This window comes from Candidatus Aegiribacteria sp. (assembly GCA_021108005.1).
Classification (GTDB): Bacteria; Fermentibacterota; Fermentibacteria; order Fermentibacterales; family JCC-6; genus Aegiribacteria.
Genome location: JAIORS010000184.1, coordinates 1 through 18920, shown reverse-complemented (window position 1 = coordinate 18920; position 18920 = coordinate 1). Strand labels below are relative to the sequence as shown.

The window sequence follows — 18920 nt, the reverse complement described above, 5'->3', positions numbered from 1 at the left end:
CGTGTTCGATCCATGTTCCCGGGAGGGGATCCGAATTCTCGAACCAGGATATTCTTGCATCATCACCGTAGCCAGTGGCTATTACATCCAGATTACCATCACCGTTGATATCACCGGCACAGACCGAAGTTGCATCGCCGATGTCATTGCATATTCTATGTCTGGTCCAGGAATTGCCCGTTCCATCGTCATTCTCCCAGAGGTTGAGTTCGTTGTTTATCCACCAGTTCGCGCTGAGAATGTCAATATCTCCGTCCTGATCGATATCGACAGTATGCAGATCGTAGCATTGAGGCGCAGAAGCAACAACATGAGCAGGCCATGGCTCCGACATGATCTGGTTCTCGTACCATATGATCTGACCGTCAGGGCCGAAATCGCCTGCTACAATATCGCTGTCTCCATCACCGTCCACGTCCGAGCCACAGATACAATTCGGTGAATACAGAGCATCGGCAATTATGTGCGTATTCCATGTAATCCCGGTTCCATCCGTATTTATCCAAAGATAAATCCTTTCGTAAGTTGTGGAGTTCTCAGTACCAAGAACGTCCATATCTCCGTCACCGTCCATGTCTGCTGCATAGCATGCACGGGGTGCATATATTTCCCCTGTACCGCTTACATCATGTTGCTCCCAACCGCCACCAGTGCCGTCGTTCTCGAACCATGCTATCAGCGCCCTGTACCCCGAATCGCTCAGTATATCCATGTCGCCGTCACCGTCCATGTCTGCTGCATAGCCCGTATGAAGGTTGCCCATGTATCTGGTAACCTCGTGCGCGATAGCTCTCAGCGCCAGGAAAAGGCTGCCTGGAAGATCCTTCCAGTCCATCTCCGTATGATTACTGAAGGCCGCCCCCCAGTAGCCGCTCACCGGGCCAGGCTCTCCCGGCCCATCAGACCAATCTGTCTGTTGCGATTCATCAGCGTATAAGATGGCCGATATTATTGCAAGTATAGACAGAGTTTTCATCAGATCTCCCCGTTCTCCAGACGAATCCAGCCGATACGGATATCGATGGGTTGCATTACACGGGTTCCTGTACGACAGCAGTTCCTATCTTATAAGATGATAGCAGGAATAGTAGTGCAACGTCAATATTAATTCGCGGTAAATTGATCTGTTATTCCTTCATTTGATACTGGAGTTCCGGTATCGTGTATCTTATAATGTGATGATTGAACGTGCAGATCACCTATGAGGAATGCGATACCTGAGGGGATCGTGAAGGTTGTCTCGCGGACCTGCGTCCATGATGTTTCTCCAGTCAAGAAGTTGTCTGACACTGTACTGGCTCATATCAAGCCTTCCAAAACGGAACCAGCCCTCGGGTGAATCAAGGAGGCTTCTGATCGAGGAAACGCTTCCGTTGGCAAGAAAGCCCATTCTGACAGCCTGCCTGCCCATGAAACTGAATCCGGCGAGATACTCTTCCGCCCCTATGCCCTTTGGAAATCTACCGCCTGGATAAGCCATCGCGAAAACCTCAGTGATTCGCAACCCGAGCCTTTTATGGAATTTTACCATCGGCAGAAGCACCGAGTTCTCCCATCTGTCCCGGGGGAGTCTTATGAAATCATCATGCATATTAGTGTGATTTCCTATGGAGTAACCCATATCAAGCAGAAGGTTGAGTTTCTCCGCTGTGTATTCCTCCTGGCCGAACGGTATTTTGTCCCAGGATATGAAGAACGTTGCAGTATGGCCGAATTCGGGATGTTCGTTGCAGTAATCCTCAAGGATTGCCACAACGCAATCCGGATCTATCTCCACCGAATTACCATTGCCTATGAAATTGAAATTATCCTGCCACCCATCGTCAAAAGTAAGCATTACAGGTTTGCGATCCTGTGGAACCTGCATAAGGCTGTTCTCGATATCTTCGGCTGATATAAGGAAGAAACCTGCCTCATCCAGCAGCTGGAGGTCGGTAAGGAGTCTGCCCGTGGATACTCCGTAGTATCCGTTAACCGGGTCACTCACATGGTGATACATGAGAACCGGTATTCCACTCGGTGAGCTGCTATCTATCGGTTCGGGATCGGTGTAGCTCAGGCAGGTCGCTTTGCCCGTTCCGGGGGACCATAGAATCAGCATCGAGATGAAGAGCTGTATCATTGTGAAGGAACCACAGTGATACGGTCAAGGTTAGTGTTCACGTAGCCGTCAATGAATACTCCAACCTGACCCATGGCAGGCATTGGAGTTCTTACAACCTGTATCAGCTGTCCGTTCACCCTGAGGTCTATGTAATTGCCGTGAACCAGTGCCGATACTTCGACTCCTGGCTGGCTGTAGGGGAGAAGCCTGCTTGATTCAAAGGAATCGAGCCCCATTACGGGCAGCCAAAGGCCGTTGATACACCTCTGAATTGTGTATTGTCCCCTGGAATTAACTCCAAGCAGCAGAAAATCATCGGTTGATTCAGCACCCACTACAAGCCCTACAACGCAGTGAGTTGAAGCATGCAAAAGGTCGAACTGTGCTTCAACAAGGCCATCGTCGACGAGGCCGGCTGTGGAAAGAAGAATAACGGGATCGCTGAAAATGGAGTTGTCTATGTGCATCGATCCATTGTAGACTTCGTAATAGCATGAGGAACCGAATGGTTCGGAGAGGATATTATCAAAGGTGCAGTTCAACAGCGTGTCTTCGGTTTCTGGTGATGTTGAATAGACTGTTGAAGTATATACGGCGGCAGTATCCGAAATTGCGGTATAGGTAGTGGTGGCTCCAGCGTAGAAACCCGATGTTCTGGTTTCGCCACAGCCCTGCAGGATAAGCACAGAAGCCAGGAAAAGCACAGTGATGGCAATGTGTAATCGGGATTTCATGCTTCTTCTTTCGTGATTTGAGTGATAAGGGGTGTTAGAACCAGTGAAAATTACTATCCGCAGTATGATTTGTCCAGTCCTTCGCGGTATTGTGCTTGCCGGATTGCTGCTGTTATCAAACTGCGGAACTGCTAATGAAGAGGTGGAAGCTGTCCCTTCCGTAGAACGTGAACCTTCAGTAGCACACACTGTTGAAGTTACAGGATTCGGTTTTGAGGTTTCGCCTCCGGATACCGTATCGGTTAAGTGGTCAGGGGAAGGATCGGCTGTGGTCACCGATGTATACGCTTCATCCGGGCAGGAGATCCATACCGGTGATACTCTATTTCAACTGAGAGAGGATCTTCATATTGTTGAACGGGAGAGGCTTGCAATGCAATTTGATCTTGCTTCAGCTATGCTGTCCTCGGCGCCATCGGATACACTGCTTCGGGAAAGGGTGGACAGCCTGGATCTCCTAATGGATTCTCTGTTGTCCTGCGAAAAGACCTCGTACCTGTCCCCGCTTGAAGGAACCCTGGAACGTATTCATATTGCGGTCGATCAGCGTATAAGACCCGGAGATATGTTTGCGGAGATTTCAGTCGCAAGCAGTGAGCTGTTCCATGTTTTCCCTCCGTCTGACTGTACCATGAACTTCTGGCCTTCCGGCAGCGGTGGCATCCGTTTCGTTGAGGAAAGGTCTGGATATGCTGTATATTCGGGGGAACTTTCTGTCATTGAAGCCGGATTTTCTGAACTTGTGGCAGTGCCCCGTGAAGCTGTATACGAAAGTGATCTTGAAAGCTATTTAATTACTGTAGATTACGATACAATATCAGTCATTCGGACTGGAATGAAGAACAACAGCCTGGTGGTCTTACTGCCGGAAGAACCAGTTCTGGTTGATCTTCTGACATGGGCCGGAAAATGAATGGAGAATCCCATTGAACACTGAAGTGTCCGAGCTTGTTTTCAGAACTTCCTACGATTACGTCCCTCTTCCCGGTAGGATAATCAGTACCTTTGATAAGTGGGAAGAAGAAGGCAAACTGGGTTTCATGAGCCTTCCTGCGGATTCGGAACTGCTTGGCGAAACATTACGGTTGGCAGATACGATAGGGGGGATCGCTGACCGCATGATAGTCTGCGGGATTGGCGGTTCATCTCTTGGGCTCAGGGCGCTTCTCAGCGCATTTCCCGGAGCTTTTGATGAAAAGGCGAAAGTGATAGTCGCCGATTCGCCGGATTCCGGTCTGATCGATGAGATAACAAGGGCTATGAATCCGGACAGGACATCGGTTACGGTTATTACGAAGTCAGGCGGCACAGCTGAAACACTGTCCATATTTCTTTCTTTTTTCAGATGGATAGCGGAATCGGCAAACGGGGAAAGAACAATAACGGCCATAACTGATCCCCTCAAGGGTGACCTCAGGCGGCTTGTACTGGACAGAAAATGGCACTCACTTCCAGTTCCTCCATCCGTGGGAGGAAGATTCAGCGTTCTCAGCCCGGTAGGCCTCTTTCCTGCCGCTTTTGCCGGAATTGATATAGAAGCCCTGCTTCGGGGCGCGGGGGCAGTCGCGGCTGATTTTCGTGAGAAAGGTTCCACTAGTTTTGCCGCGGAAATTGCCGCTGGATTTTTGTGCAATTTTTCCAGGTATCCTGTCCATACGTTCTTTCCATACAACGACAGGCTATTCGACACAGCTCTCTGGTTTTCCCAGCTCTGGGCTGAAAGTCTGGGGAAGAAGAGGAATCTCTCGGGAGATCCAACCCTTACGGGACAGACTCCTCTTGCGTGCAGGGGGCCTGCCGACCAGCATTCACTGGTTCAGCTGTTCATGGAGGGTCCTGAGGACAAGACCGTGACGATACTCACAACACCACCGGACAGTAATGCCCTGAAATTGCCATGTGGTTTCGAAGATTACCCATCTCTTTCGTACCTTGAAGGTATTACCACTGATGAACTTAGAACGGCTGAAGCCGAATCAACGGGTAAAGCACTTGAAGAGAACGGAATACCGGTCAGTTACATCGAAATGAAGAAGTTCGATGAAAGAGCACTGGGAGAACTACTCATGTCACTCGAAATAGCAACCGTTCTTGCAGGGCTTGCTCTTGATATCAACCCCCTTGACCAGCCAGGTGTGGAGAGAGGAAAGGTTCTGACCTATTCGGCACTTAACCGTCCGGGGTACGAGGTTTGATACACTGCTTTATCCTGAGCGCGCTGACTGCTTTCCCGGTTTTTTATCCGAATCCGGCTGACGCTCTTGAAACATCATCTATTTACTCATGGACCGTTTCACACATGCTTAGCTGGGAAACGGGATTTGTCCGCGACGGAGTTCCCGTGCTTAACTCCGGATTTCAGTCATTTCCCCCATGGGGTTCGTTCGAATCGCTGACACTGAGATCTCCGCTTGAGGCAGGGGTGTGGGGAAACGGAAGCTGGGAGATGGATTTCACTTCCTATGCTGTTCCCGACAGTTCGTTCGCAAGCGGTGTCGGCCTTACTCAGAACAGCTCATCACGGAACAGATATTCAGCATACCTAAGAAGACCTCTGCTGTCCGACCTGCTGATTGATTTCACCATGTCCAGAGAGGATACACTGAATAATCAGAGGTACATCATGCGGCGAGGCGATATTGAAACGGGGGGGCGCAGCTGGAAGACAACTGAGGATGGTTATACACTGTGGGCTGGATGGAATACCGATGATGCGTTAATTCGTTTTTCGTTCGCCCATCTGCACACTGCGGGCAGATACTGGGAAGCCCTGGGTTACTATCGAATGGAAATATCCAGGTTGGATATCCGAGCCGCAGGTTCGGTCAGCATTTCTGATGATTCGGTCAAAAGCGCGGAAGCTCATCTCCGAACGGAATATCCTGTTTGTGGAATGACGGGTGTTATCCGAAGCGATATTATCGATCTTGACGGAGATATTTCACTGGGGGGCACGGCCGGAATACTTGCTGAAACCGGCATATTCAATTTTCAGGCAGGGATCGCTGTTGTTCCTGATTCTCATCCGCGATTCGTAGGAGTTGCCGGTATCGATCCTGTTGAGATAGTGCTGGAAGCTGATAAGAACGGTTTTGAAGGGGGGATTCAATCTCTGATAAGTACCGATTACGGTTTTCTGCATGCCGGAACTTCAATGAAAAAAGATACTGTTCGTTTTCAGGGCGTTGTGCTGCCCTCACTGCCCTGGGGAGCTTCCGGAAGGATACACGGAGGCATCTCGTGGGAACTTCTGCATGCTGACACCAGTACAAGCGGAACCATGGATATCAAATCCTTGTTTACTTTAGGTAGGTTTGCATTCATTTTCGACCTTGAGGATGTTCTGGATGACTATAGAAGCTGTTCTTTCGGGATAACATGGGCATTCAGTGACTACCCACCGCGAATTATTGAAGAGGATGACAGACACTAGTGTCATTTCCAGCTGTTGATGGAAGACGTATATTCATTGGTAAAACATGAAGTATTGCTGATTCAGTAGATATTTGAGAGGATAATGGAAGAATGCACTGGCTGATTGTATGGATGATGCTCTTTTCAACTTCGGATGACCCTTCACCGTCGCAGCCTTCTTTTGATCTTCACGTAAATGGAATATCTCTGCCCGCTCAAAGGCTGGCATTTGTCGTAATGCCCGGTGATTCTGTGACATTATCGGTACAGGATGAGAATACCGGATGGAGTGCGACAAACGGATACCCCTCAAATGGTGCTGGTGCTTCCTTCGGATGGAGAGCTCCCAGGAATCATGGTGTCTTCAGTATTGACGTAAGCAGCGAAGACGCGGTGCAGAAGTATACAGTAATAGTTCCCGTTGAATCCTGCAGATGGAGGACAGCCACTCTTAATTCTTGTCTGATAGGGAGCTACGGAAACGGGAACAACCGTAACAGGATTCCGGACTATTTCATAGAACTGAACTCCGCTTCATCCGGGGCATTGATTTCAACCCATTTGACCCTTGGTCAGTTTCTTTGTCATGTTGAAGGAAGTTACCCGCAATACATGGCCTTTGATCTCAGGCTTGCCGATAAGCTCGAAGCTATTCTGGCAGCTGTACAGGAAGTTTATCCCCAGGCATCCGATATTCACAATATCAGTGGTTTTAGATCTCCCGCATACAATGCGGCTATCGGCAACGATACTAACGAGAGCCTTCATCTTTATGGAAAAGCAGCCGATATATGGATTGAAAGCTGGCCTTCGAACAACTTAATGGACGACATAGACCGGAACAAGCGGGTTGATGTATACGATGGTGAATATCTTGTTGAGATAGTAAGGGTACTGGAAGTTGAAGGGAAGGTTGTAACGGGCGGAGCGTCCGCCTATAGATGGATTCCAACCCATGGCCCATTCGTCCACATTGACATCCGCGGGAGCAGGGCTGTATGGCCCACGACAAGAACCCTTGTATCGAATCCTGTCATTTGAAAGGCAAGAACGGAATGAATTCACTCAGAACCGCCGTTATCGTGCTTGCCTGTGTGCTTCTGGCAGGATTCATTATAAGCCTTGTAAGCGCGAATACACTCTCAAGAAGATTGAAGAATCTTCAGATGGACTACAGGTTCACCGGAAGCGAATTGAGGGCGCTTAGCGCGGAAAGGGATACACTCGCTGATATCAATGCCTTCTACCGATTGAGGGAGGATTCTCTGGGCTTGATGTCGTACAGACTGGATTCCCTTCAGATGAGAATGCAGGAAATTGAGCTGAGAGAGAATTATATAGGGTATTACCTTCTGATCGATACCTATCAGAACAGATTTCACCTCAGAAGAAACATCGGCAACGGGGACGATGTTCTGGTCAGGTCAGGCTACTGTGGAACCGGAAAGGGCTGGACAGGCAATGAAAATGGCCAGGTATGGAATTTTACCACACCCAGGGGTCTCAGGTACGTAGTAAAAAAAGGTGAGAATCCATACTGGTACAGGCCTGACTGGTACTGGGAAGAGATGAATATGATTCCTCCCGAACCAGATGAATACGTCGTTATACCTGACACCATATCCTGGGAGGAACAGATAACCTATTACCATGATTCGCTTACAGCGACAGAAAGAGTATTTGTTCAAAGGGTTCCCGGAGCTCTGGGCTCGTACAAAATAGATCTCGGCGGGGGAATTCTCATCCATTATGGAGTAGGCAGAGGAAGAAACGTCAGCCATGGATGCATAAGAATGGGAAGTAGTGATCTGGAAGTTCTTTACAGGTCACTTCCTGTTGGTGCTCCGGTAATTATATACTGAAAGGCAGTTCCGTTGCAAAAATCGCAGACACACACTGAAGAGGACCTTCAAACTTCCCGGAATAGCGACAGCAGGTATATTACCACTATTGGAATAAGCCTTATAGCTGTACTTTTTCTGTTGTTTCTTATCTCAATGATTTTCAACTCAAACGGATCGAACGGGGAACATGCGGAAGTTGCTCAGGCGGTTCCTGTTGAGGATTCTCTGCCTGCAATTGAAAACTTCAATGAGGAAATGCCTCAGTTCTGGCTTCAAGCAAGAGCTTTATCCACCGGCAATGCCGGATGGGGCCCGGATATCACCGCTCCTTTCGACACCCTCTGGTATATGAGATCCAACGCGGGAAGGGAATTCTTTTCGTCTCCGGCTCTTGTGGACGGAATGCTATACTTTGGCTGCAACGACGGCAATCTGCGAGCAGTTGACGCTGTCACCGGTTCTGTAAAATGGACATTCGGTACTGCTTGCGGAATCTGCGGAGAACCGGCTGTGGATTCCACCACAGTCTATTTCGGCGGACAGGACGGAGTGATTTACGCCATCGACAGGTTCTCCGGAAACAAACTGTGGTCGTCCGGTCTTGGCTACCATGTATTCTGTGACACAGGCATTCTATCCGATACGCTTATTGTCACAGGGAATTCAATGGGCAAAGTTTGCGCGCTGAACGCGCGAACAGGCGAACCGGTCTGGGATGATGAGATAGGAGGAATAGTCCTTGGTCCTGTAATAATTGATTCCATGATTATTTTTTCTACCGAAGGCGGGGAAATTACCGCATTCGACCCTTCGGGGAATCAGCTCTGGTCAAAGGATTACAGCAGTCAGGCATCACCGCCATCGGCGGATAGTACAGGTGTATATGCAGGCTTTTCGAACGGTGTAGTAAGAAAATTCTCACTGGATGACGGGCATGTTTTGTGGGAAACAGATATTGTTAGCTCTGTCTCAAGATGCGTCATGGCAAGACCGGTAATTGCTGGTAACGTGGTTTTATCAGGCACCAATGACGGGCAGCTTGTATCACTCACAGCCGCGGGGGGAAGCGTAATCTGGAGACAGAATTTCGATAACTGGCTTCAGCTGCCGCCTGTCGTGGGCGAGGAACTGGTTTACATAGCCTGCGATGATCAGCGCCTGCACATCGTTGAACTTGAAACCGGAGCAAAGGTTGATTCACTTGAAATGGACGGCTATTCCGGAACAGCTCCTCTCCTCCAGAACGGTACTATATTTTACGGGAATACATCAGGTGATTTTGTTGCGCTTCTGGGTACCATACGCGAGGAAGAATCAATAGAACCGGTTGAGGAGCAGCCGGAAGAACAGCCGGAAGAACAGCCGGAAGAGCAACCGGAAGAGCAGCCGGAAGAACAGCCGGAAGAACAGCCGGAAGAAGTTATTGAAGAGGTTGTCGTGGAAGATGAGGAAGCTCCTGCAGAAATGATACAGGCTCTTCCTGAAAACACAGATGACGAGCCTGCATGCGATACTGATTCAACGGAGACGGAGTGATGGAGAAGCCGGAAATAAAACACTCAGGATACGTTGCCATAGCCGGATTGGCGAATTCAGGGAAATCCGCGCTGATTAATGCCATTTCAGGAAGGAACATATCCCCTTCGCATATATATAAAGGTACAACACGGATTCCAATTTCAAGCATATACATGACGGAAAAGGATCAAATCTGTTTCATCGATACTCCACCGCTGGAATTTTACGAAGATGAAAAACTGTTCAGCAGCGTCGATGTCATATGCCTGGCTCTCAATACCACCGAATTATCAGCACAGCTGAAATCCGGGGTTCTGCGAGCATTTGTAAACCGCGTAAGGCCGATACCGACAATATTCGTGCCTACTTTTATTGACTACTTTCCAGCTGAACTCCACGGCGCTTTTACAAACCAGATTTCAATGCTGGTTAACTATCAGGAGATAGTTCCGGTATGCTCCCCCTGTGAACAGGGCATTAAAAGACTTCGCGAGGTCTTGCTGAAATACATACCGAAAAGGGGCAGACTGTTCCCGGATGGCTGCACTTCTCTCCATTCGGAGAGGTTCCTGGTTAGTGAGCAGATCAGAATAAGTCTTTTCAGTGTTCTTCCATCGGAGATTGCCGCTGTCACTGCAGTGCAGATTGAAGAGTTTTCCATCCGCGATGAGAAGAGATATGTAAGAGCCAACCTGCATGTTGCCCGTCATTCCAACAAGGGCGTGGTAATAGGCAGAAAGGGAACGATGCTTCAGAATATTGCTGATATAGCATCGGAGGGAGCCTCCAGAATAATTGAAAGACCACTCTACCTTGATCTGTGGGTTAAGGTTCGCGAAGCATGGCCGGATAACATTGATGACCTGATTGAATTCGGGTACGTCTGTTGACGGAACAGACGGTTTACGCGAGAGGCTGCAGAATAGAACTGGAATCCTTCGAAGGACCTCTTGATCTTCTTCTGTATCTTATAAGGCGGGATGAGATCGATATTTACGATATTCCCGTTGCTCATGTAGCCGATCAGTACCTTAAGTACATCAGAGAAGCCAGAGAACTCGACCTGGACATAGCCAGCGAATACCTTGTCATGGCGGCGACGCTAACGAAGATCAAAAGCAAATCTCTCCTTCCGACCCACAGGTTCGACAGTGAGGACGATGCTGATCCCGGAGCTGAACTGAGGCGTCAGCTGATTCTATACAGAACATTTCGCGAAATAGCCGAAGAACTGCAGAGAAGCGAAGAAACCTGGACCGCGATATACACTTCACCCGGTGAACGTGACAGATGGTCTGCTGATTTCAACGAGATTGAACCGGGGCAGACATCACTGCTTGACCTTCTGAAAGCACTCAACAGCCTTTCCGAAGAGGAACCTGAAATCCCTACCCAGAGAATTCAGCGGACCCTTCTCACTATCAGCGAATGTATAAGATCACTTGAAAAGGACATTGTACCCGGCAGGATCATTCCATTCAAAACAATCGTTGGCCCGGAGCCTACAAGATCCAGGATTGTTTCATATTTCATCACATTACTTGAGCTTATCAGAAGAGGATGGGTATGCTGCCATCAAGCGTACCCGTTCTCGGAAATTGAAATTCAACGAACCGAAAGGTGGAGCATTGATTCTTGACAGACTGGCAAGAGAAGTGGAAGCACTTATCTTTGCTTCGGAAGAGCCGTTGAGTGTACAGCAATTGTGTGAATACACAGGAAGCGGTGAAGATTCAATTCATCAGGCACTGGACAGACTGAACAAGTCATTCATGGATCAGCAGCATGCTTTTACGATAGTGGATGTTGCAGGCGGATTCAGCATAGCAACCGACAGTGAGTTCGGAGGTGTTGTTTCGCAGCTTTTTGAAGGAAGAAAACCCGGAAAACTCTCAAGGGCAGCCCTTGAGACAATGGCTGTAGTCGCTTACAGCCAGCCATGCACAAGAATGGCAATAGAATCGATCAGAGGAGTGAACTGCGACAGTGCCATAAGAACCCTGCTTGAGCGGGATATGATAAAGATCTCAGGTAGAATGGAAACACCGGGAAGACCTTTGCTTTATTCAACAACAAAAGCCTTCCTCGCGTATTTCGGGTTAAGCAACCTTGACCACCTTCCAAGATTCGATGAAGTTGAAGAACTCCTTGGCATGAGTTCTTCCGAGATGGAAGAAAGGGATCTGTTTGGCTCAGGCAAAGAATAATTACCGACTTAACAGATTCCTCGCAAGATCAGGGATAGCGTCACGAAGGAAGAGCGATCTTCTGATACAGGGTGGGAAAGTATCTGTTAACGGGAAAATTGTAACTGTTCCCGGATTCAGGGTTTCCAATGAAGACAAAGTGATGTACCGAGGGCAGACAGTGAAGCTTCAGCCTTTCAGAACGGCTGCTCTCAACAAACCTCATGGTTTCGAAACAACCCTGTCACCGGATTCAAAAAGATCAATTCTTAAACTGATCAAAGGCCTTCCTTCCGGGACCGTTCCAGTAGGACGTCTGGATATCAATACGGGCGGGTTACTCATACTCAGCAATGACGGAGAGCTGGTGAACCGTCTCACGCATCCATCATGGGAGGTTGAAAGGGAATACAGGATATTCCTGAAGAACACGCCAAATTCGTCGGTTTTCCGATCCCTGAGAAGGGGCGCGTCAATTGGAAGCGGGGAATTTTCAAAACCACTTTCAGTCGAACCATCAGGCAAGAAATCAGTTAACCTGGTTCTTCGTACAGGAAGGAACCGTGAGGTTCGCCGACTTTTTGAAGCATGTGACATTCAATTTGAAGGACTTGAACGTGTTAGATATGGGCCTGTTACACTTAAAGGTATTGAGCGCGGCGAGTGGCGCCTGCTGGTTGATGATGAGCTCAAGACATTGATGAAAGCTGTAAAACTTGTCCGTGAATAGTGTAAATACCAATAGAAAAAATACACACTCTTGACTTATATCCTGTTTATGCAAATATTTGCAGCCACTTAAATAGAAAGGGTGTGACCTTGCCTGACCTGCCTGACTAGAATAATAGCCATAGACGGACCTGCTGCTTCCGGGAAGAGCACCACAGCTCGACTGGTTGCACAGAGGTTGGGTTATTCCTATCTTGATACCGGAGCCATGTACCGCGCCTCGGCTTTACTGGCAATCCGTAATTCGATAGACCTCGATGATCCCTTTCGGGTAGCTGAGGTAATTCGACGCCATTCAATTGACATCAGAGACGGGAACGTCTTTATTGATGATGAGGATGTTTCAGCGCTTATAAGAACCCCGGAAATAAGCGATGCCGCCAGCAGGATATCATCGGGTACTCCGGTCAGGCGCGAGATGGTTCTTCTTCAGCGCAGGTTCGCCGAGAACCATGATACGGTTGCTGAAGGAAGAGACATGGGAACCGTGGTCTTTCCTCAGGCAGACTTGAAAGTATACGTTATCGCTGACGTTGCCATACGTGTTGTGAGAAGGTGGAGGGAGTTCAACGCCGCGGGTAAAAGCGCCGATTTCGACGTGCTTCTGAAATCCCAGCTTATGAGAGACCACAGAGACAGAAGCAGGGCTGACAGCCCGCTTCGGCTGGCTCCCGGGGCAGTAATTCTTGATTCGACCCTTATGAGCATCGAACAGCAGGTTTCAGCCGTTCTGAAACTTTATAGAGATATAGTGGTGAAAACCTGATGAAAGAATCGCTCAGAATACGGATTCAATACTACGGTGGCTGGTTTACCCGGCTTCTATTCGGATTCCATGTGCAGAGGGCCGAGAGAGTTCCAAGAAAAGGCGGTGTCATAATTGTCTGCAATCACATTTCGGAACTTGATCCTCCAGTGCTGGGATTTGCCATTCCAAGGTGCATATCGTTCATGGCAAAGGTTGAGCTTTTCAGACACAGGTTTGGCCAATTCTTCCTCAGGAAACTGAACGCTTTCCCTGTGAACAGGGCAGGAATCGATACGAAATCTCTCAGAATTGCAATAGATTCGCTCAAAGGGGGAGAGGCCGTTGTAATATTTCCGGAAGGTACCAGAAGCCATGACGGACGGCTCCTGCCGGCAAAAGCTGGAATAAGCCTGATAGCATCTGCATCCAGAGCCCCGGTTTTACCGGCATTCATATGGGGTACAGATCATGCGTGGAAAGCGCTGACAAGAACAGGCAAACCTTTCAGTGTCAGTTTTGGTAAACTGATTTCAAGTAGAAAATTGATGGAAATAAAGAAGAAAGAAGGGAAAAACGCTATGGCCGAAGCGGTGATCTCGGCGATAGCTGAAACAGGTATAGAAGCAGGATTATACTCAAATTGCTAATGTAAAATAGAAAAGAAAGGAAAAAAGTGACTAAAAAGGACGAACTTATCGTTGGCCTTACTCTTGAGGAGATCGAGGCTATCGAAGGACAGGATTACTCGGCTGCCCAGCGGGAAGAGCTGGAAATCCAGTATCTTGAAAACATTGGATCGCACCAGATAAAACCAGGCGCGATTGTTACCGGAAAGCTTCTCAGGAGGGTCGGTAACGAAGTAATTGTAGATATCAATTACAAGAGCGAGGGTGTTATCCCGATGAACGAATTCGGAAAAGATGAGGAGATCGTTCCCGGGGAACCGGTGGATGTCCTTATCGAGAACCTTGAAGACCAGGACGGCAGAGTATCTGTATCCAAGGAAAAGGCGCACTTCCATCTTGTATGGAAGGATATCAAGGATGCTTACGATACGGGCTCAGAGATTAAAGGAACCATTGTCCGCAGGATCAAAGGCGGGCTGAAGGTAAAGATAATGGGAGTAGAAGCGTTTCTTCCAGGTTCGCAGGTTGCCCTCCGTCAGGTACCCAACCTTGAGCAGTTCCTGGGCAACGATTACTACTTCAGGGTTATCAAACTTAACAAGAGGCGCAGGAATATAGTAGTAAGCAGAAGACAGGTTCTTGAAGAGGCCAGAGCAGAGCAGAAAGAGACTCTCATCAAGGAGCTTGCCGAGGAACAGGTACATGTCGGTATAGTGAAGAATATTACCGATTTTGGCGCCTTTGTGGATCTTGGAGGAATAGACGGCCTTCTCCATATCACAGATATGAGCTGGGGACGAGTGCGTCATCCGTCACACCTGTTCGCTATCGGAGACGAGATCGAAGTAAAAATACTCAAATTCGACAGAGAACGCGAGAGAATCTCGCTGGGATACAAGCAGCTTCAGCCTTTCCCATGGGATGGCGTAGCGAAGAGCTATCCTATCGATTCCATAATAAAGGGTAAGGTTGCCAGCATCACCGATTACGGCGCTTTTGTTGAGCTTGAGCCTGGTGTAGAGGGTCTTGTTCACATCTCCGAAATGTCATGGACAAAGCATATTCGTCATCCTTCACGAGTACTCGATGTTGGTAATGAGATCGAAGTAATGGTTCTCAATGTCGATGAGGAAGAGAAGAAGATATCTCTCGGACTCAAGCAGACACTTGATAACCCCTGGGATTCGATTGAAGAAAGGTATCCCGTGGGGACTGAGATCGAGGGGAAAATACGGAATCTGACATCTTTCGGCGCGTTCATTGAGATCGAAGAAGGAATAGACGGCCTTGTTCACATCAGTGATATGAGCTGGACAAGAAGAATTAACCACCCATCCGATCTGCTTAAAAAAGGTGATAGCCTGAAGGTTGTAGTACTCAATATCGATGTGGAGAATAACCGCATTTCACTGGGTCTGAAGCAGACGCAGGAGAACCCCTGGAATTCAATGGAAGATCGCTATCCGGTTGGTAAGGATGCCAAAGGTGAAGTTGTACAGCTCCTCGACAGGGGTGTTGTAGTTCGGCTCGACGACTACATAGAAGGATTCGTACCGCAGAGCCAGCTGGGATGGGAGGATCTTGATGATCCATCCGATGTAATCCTTGTGGGCGATGAACTCCCATTGAGGGTTATCGAGCTTGAACCCTCAAGCAGACGGATAGTGCTCAGTGTAAGGAGTTACTTCAACGGAAGACCAATGGAGGAACTGAGTGCTTTCAGGGAGAGCCTTGAAGGAAGAGAAAAGGCGGCAGTTGTAGAAGAAACCGCTTATCCCGAAGAAGAAAACGATACAGAGGGATACGCAGACACAACCGAAGAGGCTATCGAGGATGCCGCTGAGGCTCCCGGGGAAGAGCCATCCGAAGAAGCCGAAGAGGTTATCGAGGATGCCGCTGAGGTTCCAGGGGAAGAACCATCCGAAGAAGCTGAAGAGGTCATCGAGGATGCCCCGGAGACTTCTGAGGAAAAATCCGAGGAAGAGCCTTTGAAGGCTGCCGAAGAGACTGAAGAAGGAACCGAGGAAGAGACACCGGAAGCAGATGAAGAAGACGAAAAGAAGTAAGAATTCTTCTTGTAACGGAAAAGTAAGCGGGGGGGAGTATGACTCCCTCCCGCAGTTTCAGAAGCACCGGATCTACGGCTATACTCTGGGCTGCAGGCTGAACGCGTACGAGACCGAGGCATTGCTGGAGGAATTCAGACGCAGATGTGATGTAGAAAGGGTCACCGACCCTGATGAAGCCACACTTATCCTTGTAAACTCCTGCGCTGTAACCGGAAGAAGTACGGCAAGATCCAGAAAATCCGTACGATCCTTCTGCAGGAATACAAATGCCAGAGTGATTGTCACTGGATGTGTCGCGGAAGTTACACCCTGGGAATTCGATGACCAGGATGTGATCCTCCTGCCAAATACCGCGAAGAATGATCTTGTTGAAATAGTTGCCGGTAGACTTGGTATCCCCACATCTGTGTTCTCCGCGCACAGGGAATATACCAACGCTATATTCCCTGCATTCGCGCCTGAGGTTATGGATAGGACAAGGGCATTCCTGAAAGTTCAGGATGGCTGCGATAACCACTGTACTTACTGCATCGTTCCCGCGGCTCGCGGTCCATCCAGAAGCCAGCCGGGAGGACTGGTATTATCACAGGCAGGGAAGCTTGCATCAGCAGGTTTCAGGGAAATACTGCTTACAGGAGTAGACCTGATAAGGTATGGCAACGATCTCTATGGGAATGATTACGGACTAACTCACCTTGTACGTGACCTCCTTGAAATTGGAGGATTCAGGATACGACTGAGTTCCATGGAACCCATAGGTCTTTCCACGGACATGCTTGAAAGCATAGCCTATCCCGGTGTATGCAGGCATCTGCATATTCCAGTTCAGAGCGGATCCGACCGAATACTTGAAAAAATGGGTCGAATGTACTCGCATGATGACATTAAGGAATTGTTTGACAGGAGTATGGAGCTATTTCCGGGCATCGGTATAGGAGCGGATGTGATAGTCGGATTTCCAGGCGAAACGGAGGAAGACTTCAGGAATACTATAGATCTTATCTCACATCCAGCTGTGGCGTACCTTCATGTATTTCCGTTTTCCGCAAGGCCCGGTACTCCAGCGGCATCGATGCGCGAAGATATGATACATACCGAAACGATAACAAACCGCGCTAAGCATCTCCGCTCACTTTCGGTTAAAATGAGAAACCGGTTCAGGAAATCCCAGATAGGAACGGATGCTCTTGTTCTTGTAGAATCCAGGATGCATAAGGATTCCGGCAGACTGATAGGTATGACAGATAACTATATTCCCATTATCAGCCCTCCGGGCAGCAGGGAGGGGGAACTGGTGGAAATGACCCTCACTGAAAGAGATATCTGCTGGGATACGAGATAGGATGATGTATTAATGGCTTGTATGGTGGGTATTACAGGAAACAGCGGATGCGGACAGAGTACGGCTGCAGGATTCATCGCAGAGCACTGCGCAGGTGTATGTTCGCTGGATACAATAGGCCACAGGCTTCTCAGTAAGCCATTTGTCCTCAGTGACCTTGCGGCTGGCTTCTCCAGAGCCGATCTCCTGACAATGAACACCGATAGGATTAGATCGGAGTTGGGAAGCATCGTATTTCATGATCCCGGGAAGATGGATTTGCTGAATTCAATACTGCATCCCCGCATGGTCAAATGGGCTTCGATGAGCGCAGCTGTTCTTACCGGCAGAGAAGGAATATGGGTTCTTGAAGGTGCCCTTATCTACGAGCTGGGCATAGACAGATGTCTCGATTATATGATTGCTGTAGAAGACACTATTGAAAGAAGCGCAAAACACCTTACAATAAGAGACGGTATATCTGCTGAATATGCATTCAGAAGGTGGGACTATCAACTTCCTGTCCATATGAAATCATCAAGAGCGGACTACGTTGTAGATAATTCAAAAGACCTGGATTACATGAAGCAGCAGATTCTTACTATATTCGAAGAAATCAAAGGCAGACATCTTATTTGAAACAGGAGAAAACATGGCCCATAAAACCAGAAAAAAGCTTACAAAAAGCGAATTGAAAAAAGATCCTGTCAACGAAGCTCTTATGAACAGCTTAACTTTCCTGCAGGATCACGTCAAGCAGTTCATAATGGGAGGGATTGCGATAATGGTTGTCGTGCTGATAGTTCAGTCGCTATCGGGTAACGCCGAAAGACAGGCCGATGAATCCCTTGCGCAGTACTTCCTTGCGGGGCAACTGTACAATATGGGAGCTGAGAATCTCAGATACGGTGATGTCGATGCTGCAATAGCACAGCTTCAGAGCGCACAGCAGATTGCCAGGAACAACTACAGATCGTATCCAGGACGGGAATCCGGAAGACGCTCAGCAATACTGGATGCTAAAATCGGAATCATGTTCGGTATGAACAGTGAAGTTATAACTCAGCTTCAGAGTTTTCTTTCTGCTGACCCGGGGAAAGATCTTGAAAACAGCGCAAATCTGCACCTGGCAATAGCTCTTGAGAACAGAGGCAGCACTAACGATCTGTCCATCGCGCAGGGCCTTTACAGCGAGATACTGCAGAACACGTCCGAAAATTCCCAGCTTGCATGGGAATCGTACTCAGGAATCTCCAGAATCCTTTACACGCTTGAGGATTACGAAGCATCAAAAGAAAATCTTGAAGCAGCGCTTGAGATATCTCAGGATACTACTGATTTTGTGTCTTACCAGTTAGCACGCCTTGAAATGGCCGTGAATTAAATTTGAAGTAAACATATTCAGAAGGGCCGGGCGTTTCCGCCCGGTCTTTGCTTTACTCCCCGGCCAGAGTAAACGCCCTCCGCACGATATCGTTACCTGCTGTCATCCTTACGTAGTAGGAACCTGACGGCAAACCTGAGACTTCGACCTCATGAGTGCCCGGATCCATTTCTCCATCAACGGGCAACGCTCTCAGTCTTCCCGCAAGATCGTAAATGGAAACGGTGACAGGCCCCGATTCCG

Annotated in this window: 20 protein-coding genes; 16 read left to right on the top strand and 4 right to left on the bottom strand. The window is 48.5% G+C overall.

What is annotated here, in order from left to right:
* From K8S15_11725 to K8S15_11715, 3 genes are all read right to left on the bottom strand, one after another.
* A partial coding sequence (locus K8S15_11725) for a VCBS repeat-containing protein (GenBank protein ID MCD4776703.1) occupies positions 1 to 976 on the bottom strand: 976 nt, incomplete at its 3' end.
* 219 nt (positions 977 to 1195) lie between these two features.
* The gene (locus K8S15_11720; protein ID MCD4776702.1) at positions 1196 to 2122 is read right to left on the bottom strand and encodes a polysaccharide deacetylase family protein; all 927 of its coding nucleotides are present in this window, start codon (positions 2120 to 2122) and stop codon (positions 1196 to 1198) included.
* Entirely contained in the window at positions 2119 to 2838 is a 720-nt protein-coding gene (locus K8S15_11715; protein ID MCD4776701.1) for a hypothetical protein, read from the bottom strand. Before K8S15_11715 ends, K8S15_11720 begins: the two co-directional genes overlap by 4 nt.
* Positions 2839 to 2881: 43 nt before the next feature.
* Between K8S15_11715 and K8S15_11710 the strand changes: the two genes are divergently transcribed.
* The 16 genes from K8S15_11710 to K8S15_11635 all read left to right on the top strand — a co-directional run bounded on the left by K8S15_11710 (position 2882) and on the right by K8S15_11635 (position 18677).
* Positions 2882 to 3751, top strand: a complete 870-nt coding sequence (locus K8S15_11710; GenBank protein MCD4776700.1) for a hypothetical protein — start codon at positions 2882 to 2884, stop codon at positions 3749 to 3751.
* Between the two features lie 13 nt (positions 3752 to 3764).
* Entirely contained in the window at positions 3765 to 5033 is a 1269-nt protein-coding gene (locus tag K8S15_11705) for a glucose-6-phosphate isomerase (protein MCD4776699.1), read from the top strand.
* Positions 5030 to 6271, top strand: a complete 1242-nt coding sequence (locus tag K8S15_11700; protein ID MCD4776698.1) for a hypothetical protein — start codon at positions 5030 to 5032, stop codon at positions 6269 to 6271. The genes K8S15_11705 and K8S15_11700 overlap by 4 nt, the downstream gene beginning before the upstream one ends.
* 92 nt (positions 6272 to 6363) lie before the next feature.
* Positions 6364 to 7293 (top strand): DUF882 domain-containing protein, encoded by a 930-nt coding sequence (locus K8S15_11695; protein MCD4776697.1) that lies wholly within the window; start codon positions 6364 to 6366, stop codon positions 7291 to 7293.
* 14 nt (positions 7294 to 7307) lie between these two features.
* Complete coding sequence (locus K8S15_11690; GenBank protein ID MCD4776696.1) at positions 7308 to 8114, top strand: L,D-transpeptidase; 807 nt, start codon at positions 7308 to 7310, stop codon at positions 8112 to 8114.
* A 12-nt stretch (positions 8115 to 8126) separates the two neighbouring features.
* Positions 8127 to 9632 carry a PQQ-binding-like beta-propeller repeat protein gene (locus tag K8S15_11685; protein MCD4776695.1) on the top strand — a complete coding sequence of 502 codons (1506 nt, stop codon included), beginning with the start codon at positions 8127 to 8129 and terminating at the stop codon, positions 9630 to 9632.
* The gene (locus tag K8S15_11680) at positions 9632 to 10504 is read left to right on the top strand and encodes a 50S ribosome-binding GTPase (protein ID MCD4776694.1); all 873 of its coding nucleotides are present in this window, start codon (positions 9632 to 9634) and stop codon (positions 10502 to 10504) included. Before K8S15_11685 ends, K8S15_11680 begins: the two co-directional genes overlap by 1 nt.
* Positions 10501 to 11253, top strand: coding sequence for a segregation/condensation protein A (locus K8S15_11675; protein MCD4776693.1), 753 nt, complete (start codon positions 10501 to 10503; stop codon positions 11251 to 11253). Before K8S15_11680 ends, K8S15_11675 begins: the two co-directional genes overlap by 4 nt.
* Positions 11243 to 11821: an SMC-Scp complex subunit ScpB gene (gene scpB, locus K8S15_11670; protein ID MCD4776692.1), complete on the top strand. Its 579-nt coding sequence runs from the start codon at positions 11243 to 11245 to the stop codon at positions 11819 to 11821. Before K8S15_11675 ends, scpB begins: the two co-directional genes overlap by 11 nt.
* On the top strand, positions 11802 to 12530 hold the full coding sequence (locus K8S15_11665) for an rRNA pseudouridine synthase (GenBank protein ID MCD4776691.1): 729 nt from the start codon (positions 11802 to 11804) through the stop codon (positions 12528 to 12530). Before scpB ends, K8S15_11665 begins: the two co-directional genes overlap by 20 nt.
* A gap of 111 nt (positions 12531 to 12641) precedes the next feature.
* The gene (gene cmk, locus K8S15_11660; GenBank protein ID MCD4776690.1) at positions 12642 to 13295 is read left to right on the top strand and encodes a (d)CMP kinase; all 654 of its coding nucleotides are present in this window, start codon (positions 12642 to 12644) and stop codon (positions 13293 to 13295) included.
* Positions 13295 to 13924 (top strand): 1-acyl-sn-glycerol-3-phosphate acyltransferase, encoded by a 630-nt coding sequence (locus K8S15_11655; GenBank protein ID MCD4776689.1) that lies wholly within the window; start codon positions 13295 to 13297, stop codon positions 13922 to 13924. Before cmk ends, K8S15_11655 begins: the two co-directional genes overlap by 1 nt.
* A 26-nt stretch (positions 13925 to 13950) precedes the next feature.
* Complete coding sequence (locus tag K8S15_11650; GenBank protein MCD4776688.1) at positions 13951 to 15969, top strand: 30S ribosomal protein S1; 2019 nt, start codon at positions 13951 to 13953, stop codon at positions 15967 to 15969.
* Positions 15947 to 17314 carry a tRNA (N(6)-L-threonylcarbamoyladenosine(37)-C(2))-methylthiotransferase MtaB gene (mtaB, locus tag K8S15_11645; protein ID MCD4776687.1) on the top strand — a complete coding sequence of 456 codons (1368 nt, stop codon included), beginning with the start codon at positions 15947 to 15949 and terminating at the stop codon, positions 17312 to 17314. Before K8S15_11650 ends, mtaB begins: the two co-directional genes overlap by 23 nt.
* Before the next feature lie 12 nt (positions 17315 to 17326).
* Positions 17327 to 17932 (top strand): dephospho-CoA kinase, encoded by a 606-nt coding sequence (gene coaE / locus K8S15_11640; protein ID MCD4776686.1) that lies wholly within the window; start codon positions 17327 to 17329, stop codon positions 17930 to 17932.
* Positions 17933 to 17945: 13 nt separating this feature from the next.
* Entirely contained in the window at positions 17946 to 18677 is a 732-nt protein-coding gene (locus K8S15_11635; GenBank protein ID MCD4776685.1) for a hypothetical protein, read from the top strand.
* A 52-nt stretch (positions 18678 to 18729) separates the two neighbouring features.
* On the opposite strand, the gene K8S15_11630 is transcribed toward K8S15_11635, so the two are convergent.
* Positions 18730 to 18920 (bottom strand): T9SS type A sorting domain-containing protein (locus K8S15_11630; GenBank protein MCD4776684.1); only part of this gene is annotated, 191 nt, incomplete at its 5' end.

Excerpts from the sequence above, each read along its gene's own strand:
- K8S15_11720 (MCD4776702.1), bottom strand. The coding sequence starts at position 2,122 with ATGATACAGCTCTTCATCTCGATGCTGATTCTATGGTCCCCCGGAACG.
- K8S15_11715 (MCD4776701.1), bottom strand. The coding sequence starts at position 2,838 with ATGAAATCCCGATTACACATTGCCATCACTGTGCTTTTCCTGGCTTCT.
- K8S15_11695 (MCD4776697.1), top strand. The coding sequence starts at position 6,364 with ATGCACTGGCTGATTGTATGGATGATGCTCTTTTCAACTTCGGATGAC.
- K8S15_11690 (MCD4776696.1), top strand. The coding sequence starts at position 7,308 with ATGAATTCACTCAGAACCGCCGTTATCGTGCTTGCCTGTGTGCTTCTG.
- K8S15_11680 (MCD4776694.1), top strand. The coding sequence starts at position 9,632 with ATGGAGAAGCCGGAAATAAAACACTCAGGATACGTTGCCATAGCCGGA.
- K8S15_11655 (MCD4776689.1), top strand. The coding sequence starts at position 13,295 with ATGAAAGAATCGCTCAGAATACGGATTCAATACTACGGTGGCTGGTTT.
- mtaB (MCD4776687.1), top strand. The coding sequence starts at position 15,947 with ATGAAGAAGACGAAAAGAAGTAAGAATTCTTCTTGTAACGGAAAAGTA.
- coaE (MCD4776686.1), top strand. The coding sequence starts at position 17,327 with ATGGCTTGTATGGTGGGTATTACAGGAAACAGCGGATGCGGACAGAGT.
- K8S15_11635 (MCD4776685.1), top strand. The coding sequence starts at position 17,946 with ATGGCCCATAAAACCAGAAAAAAGCTTACAAAAAGCGAATTGAAAAAA.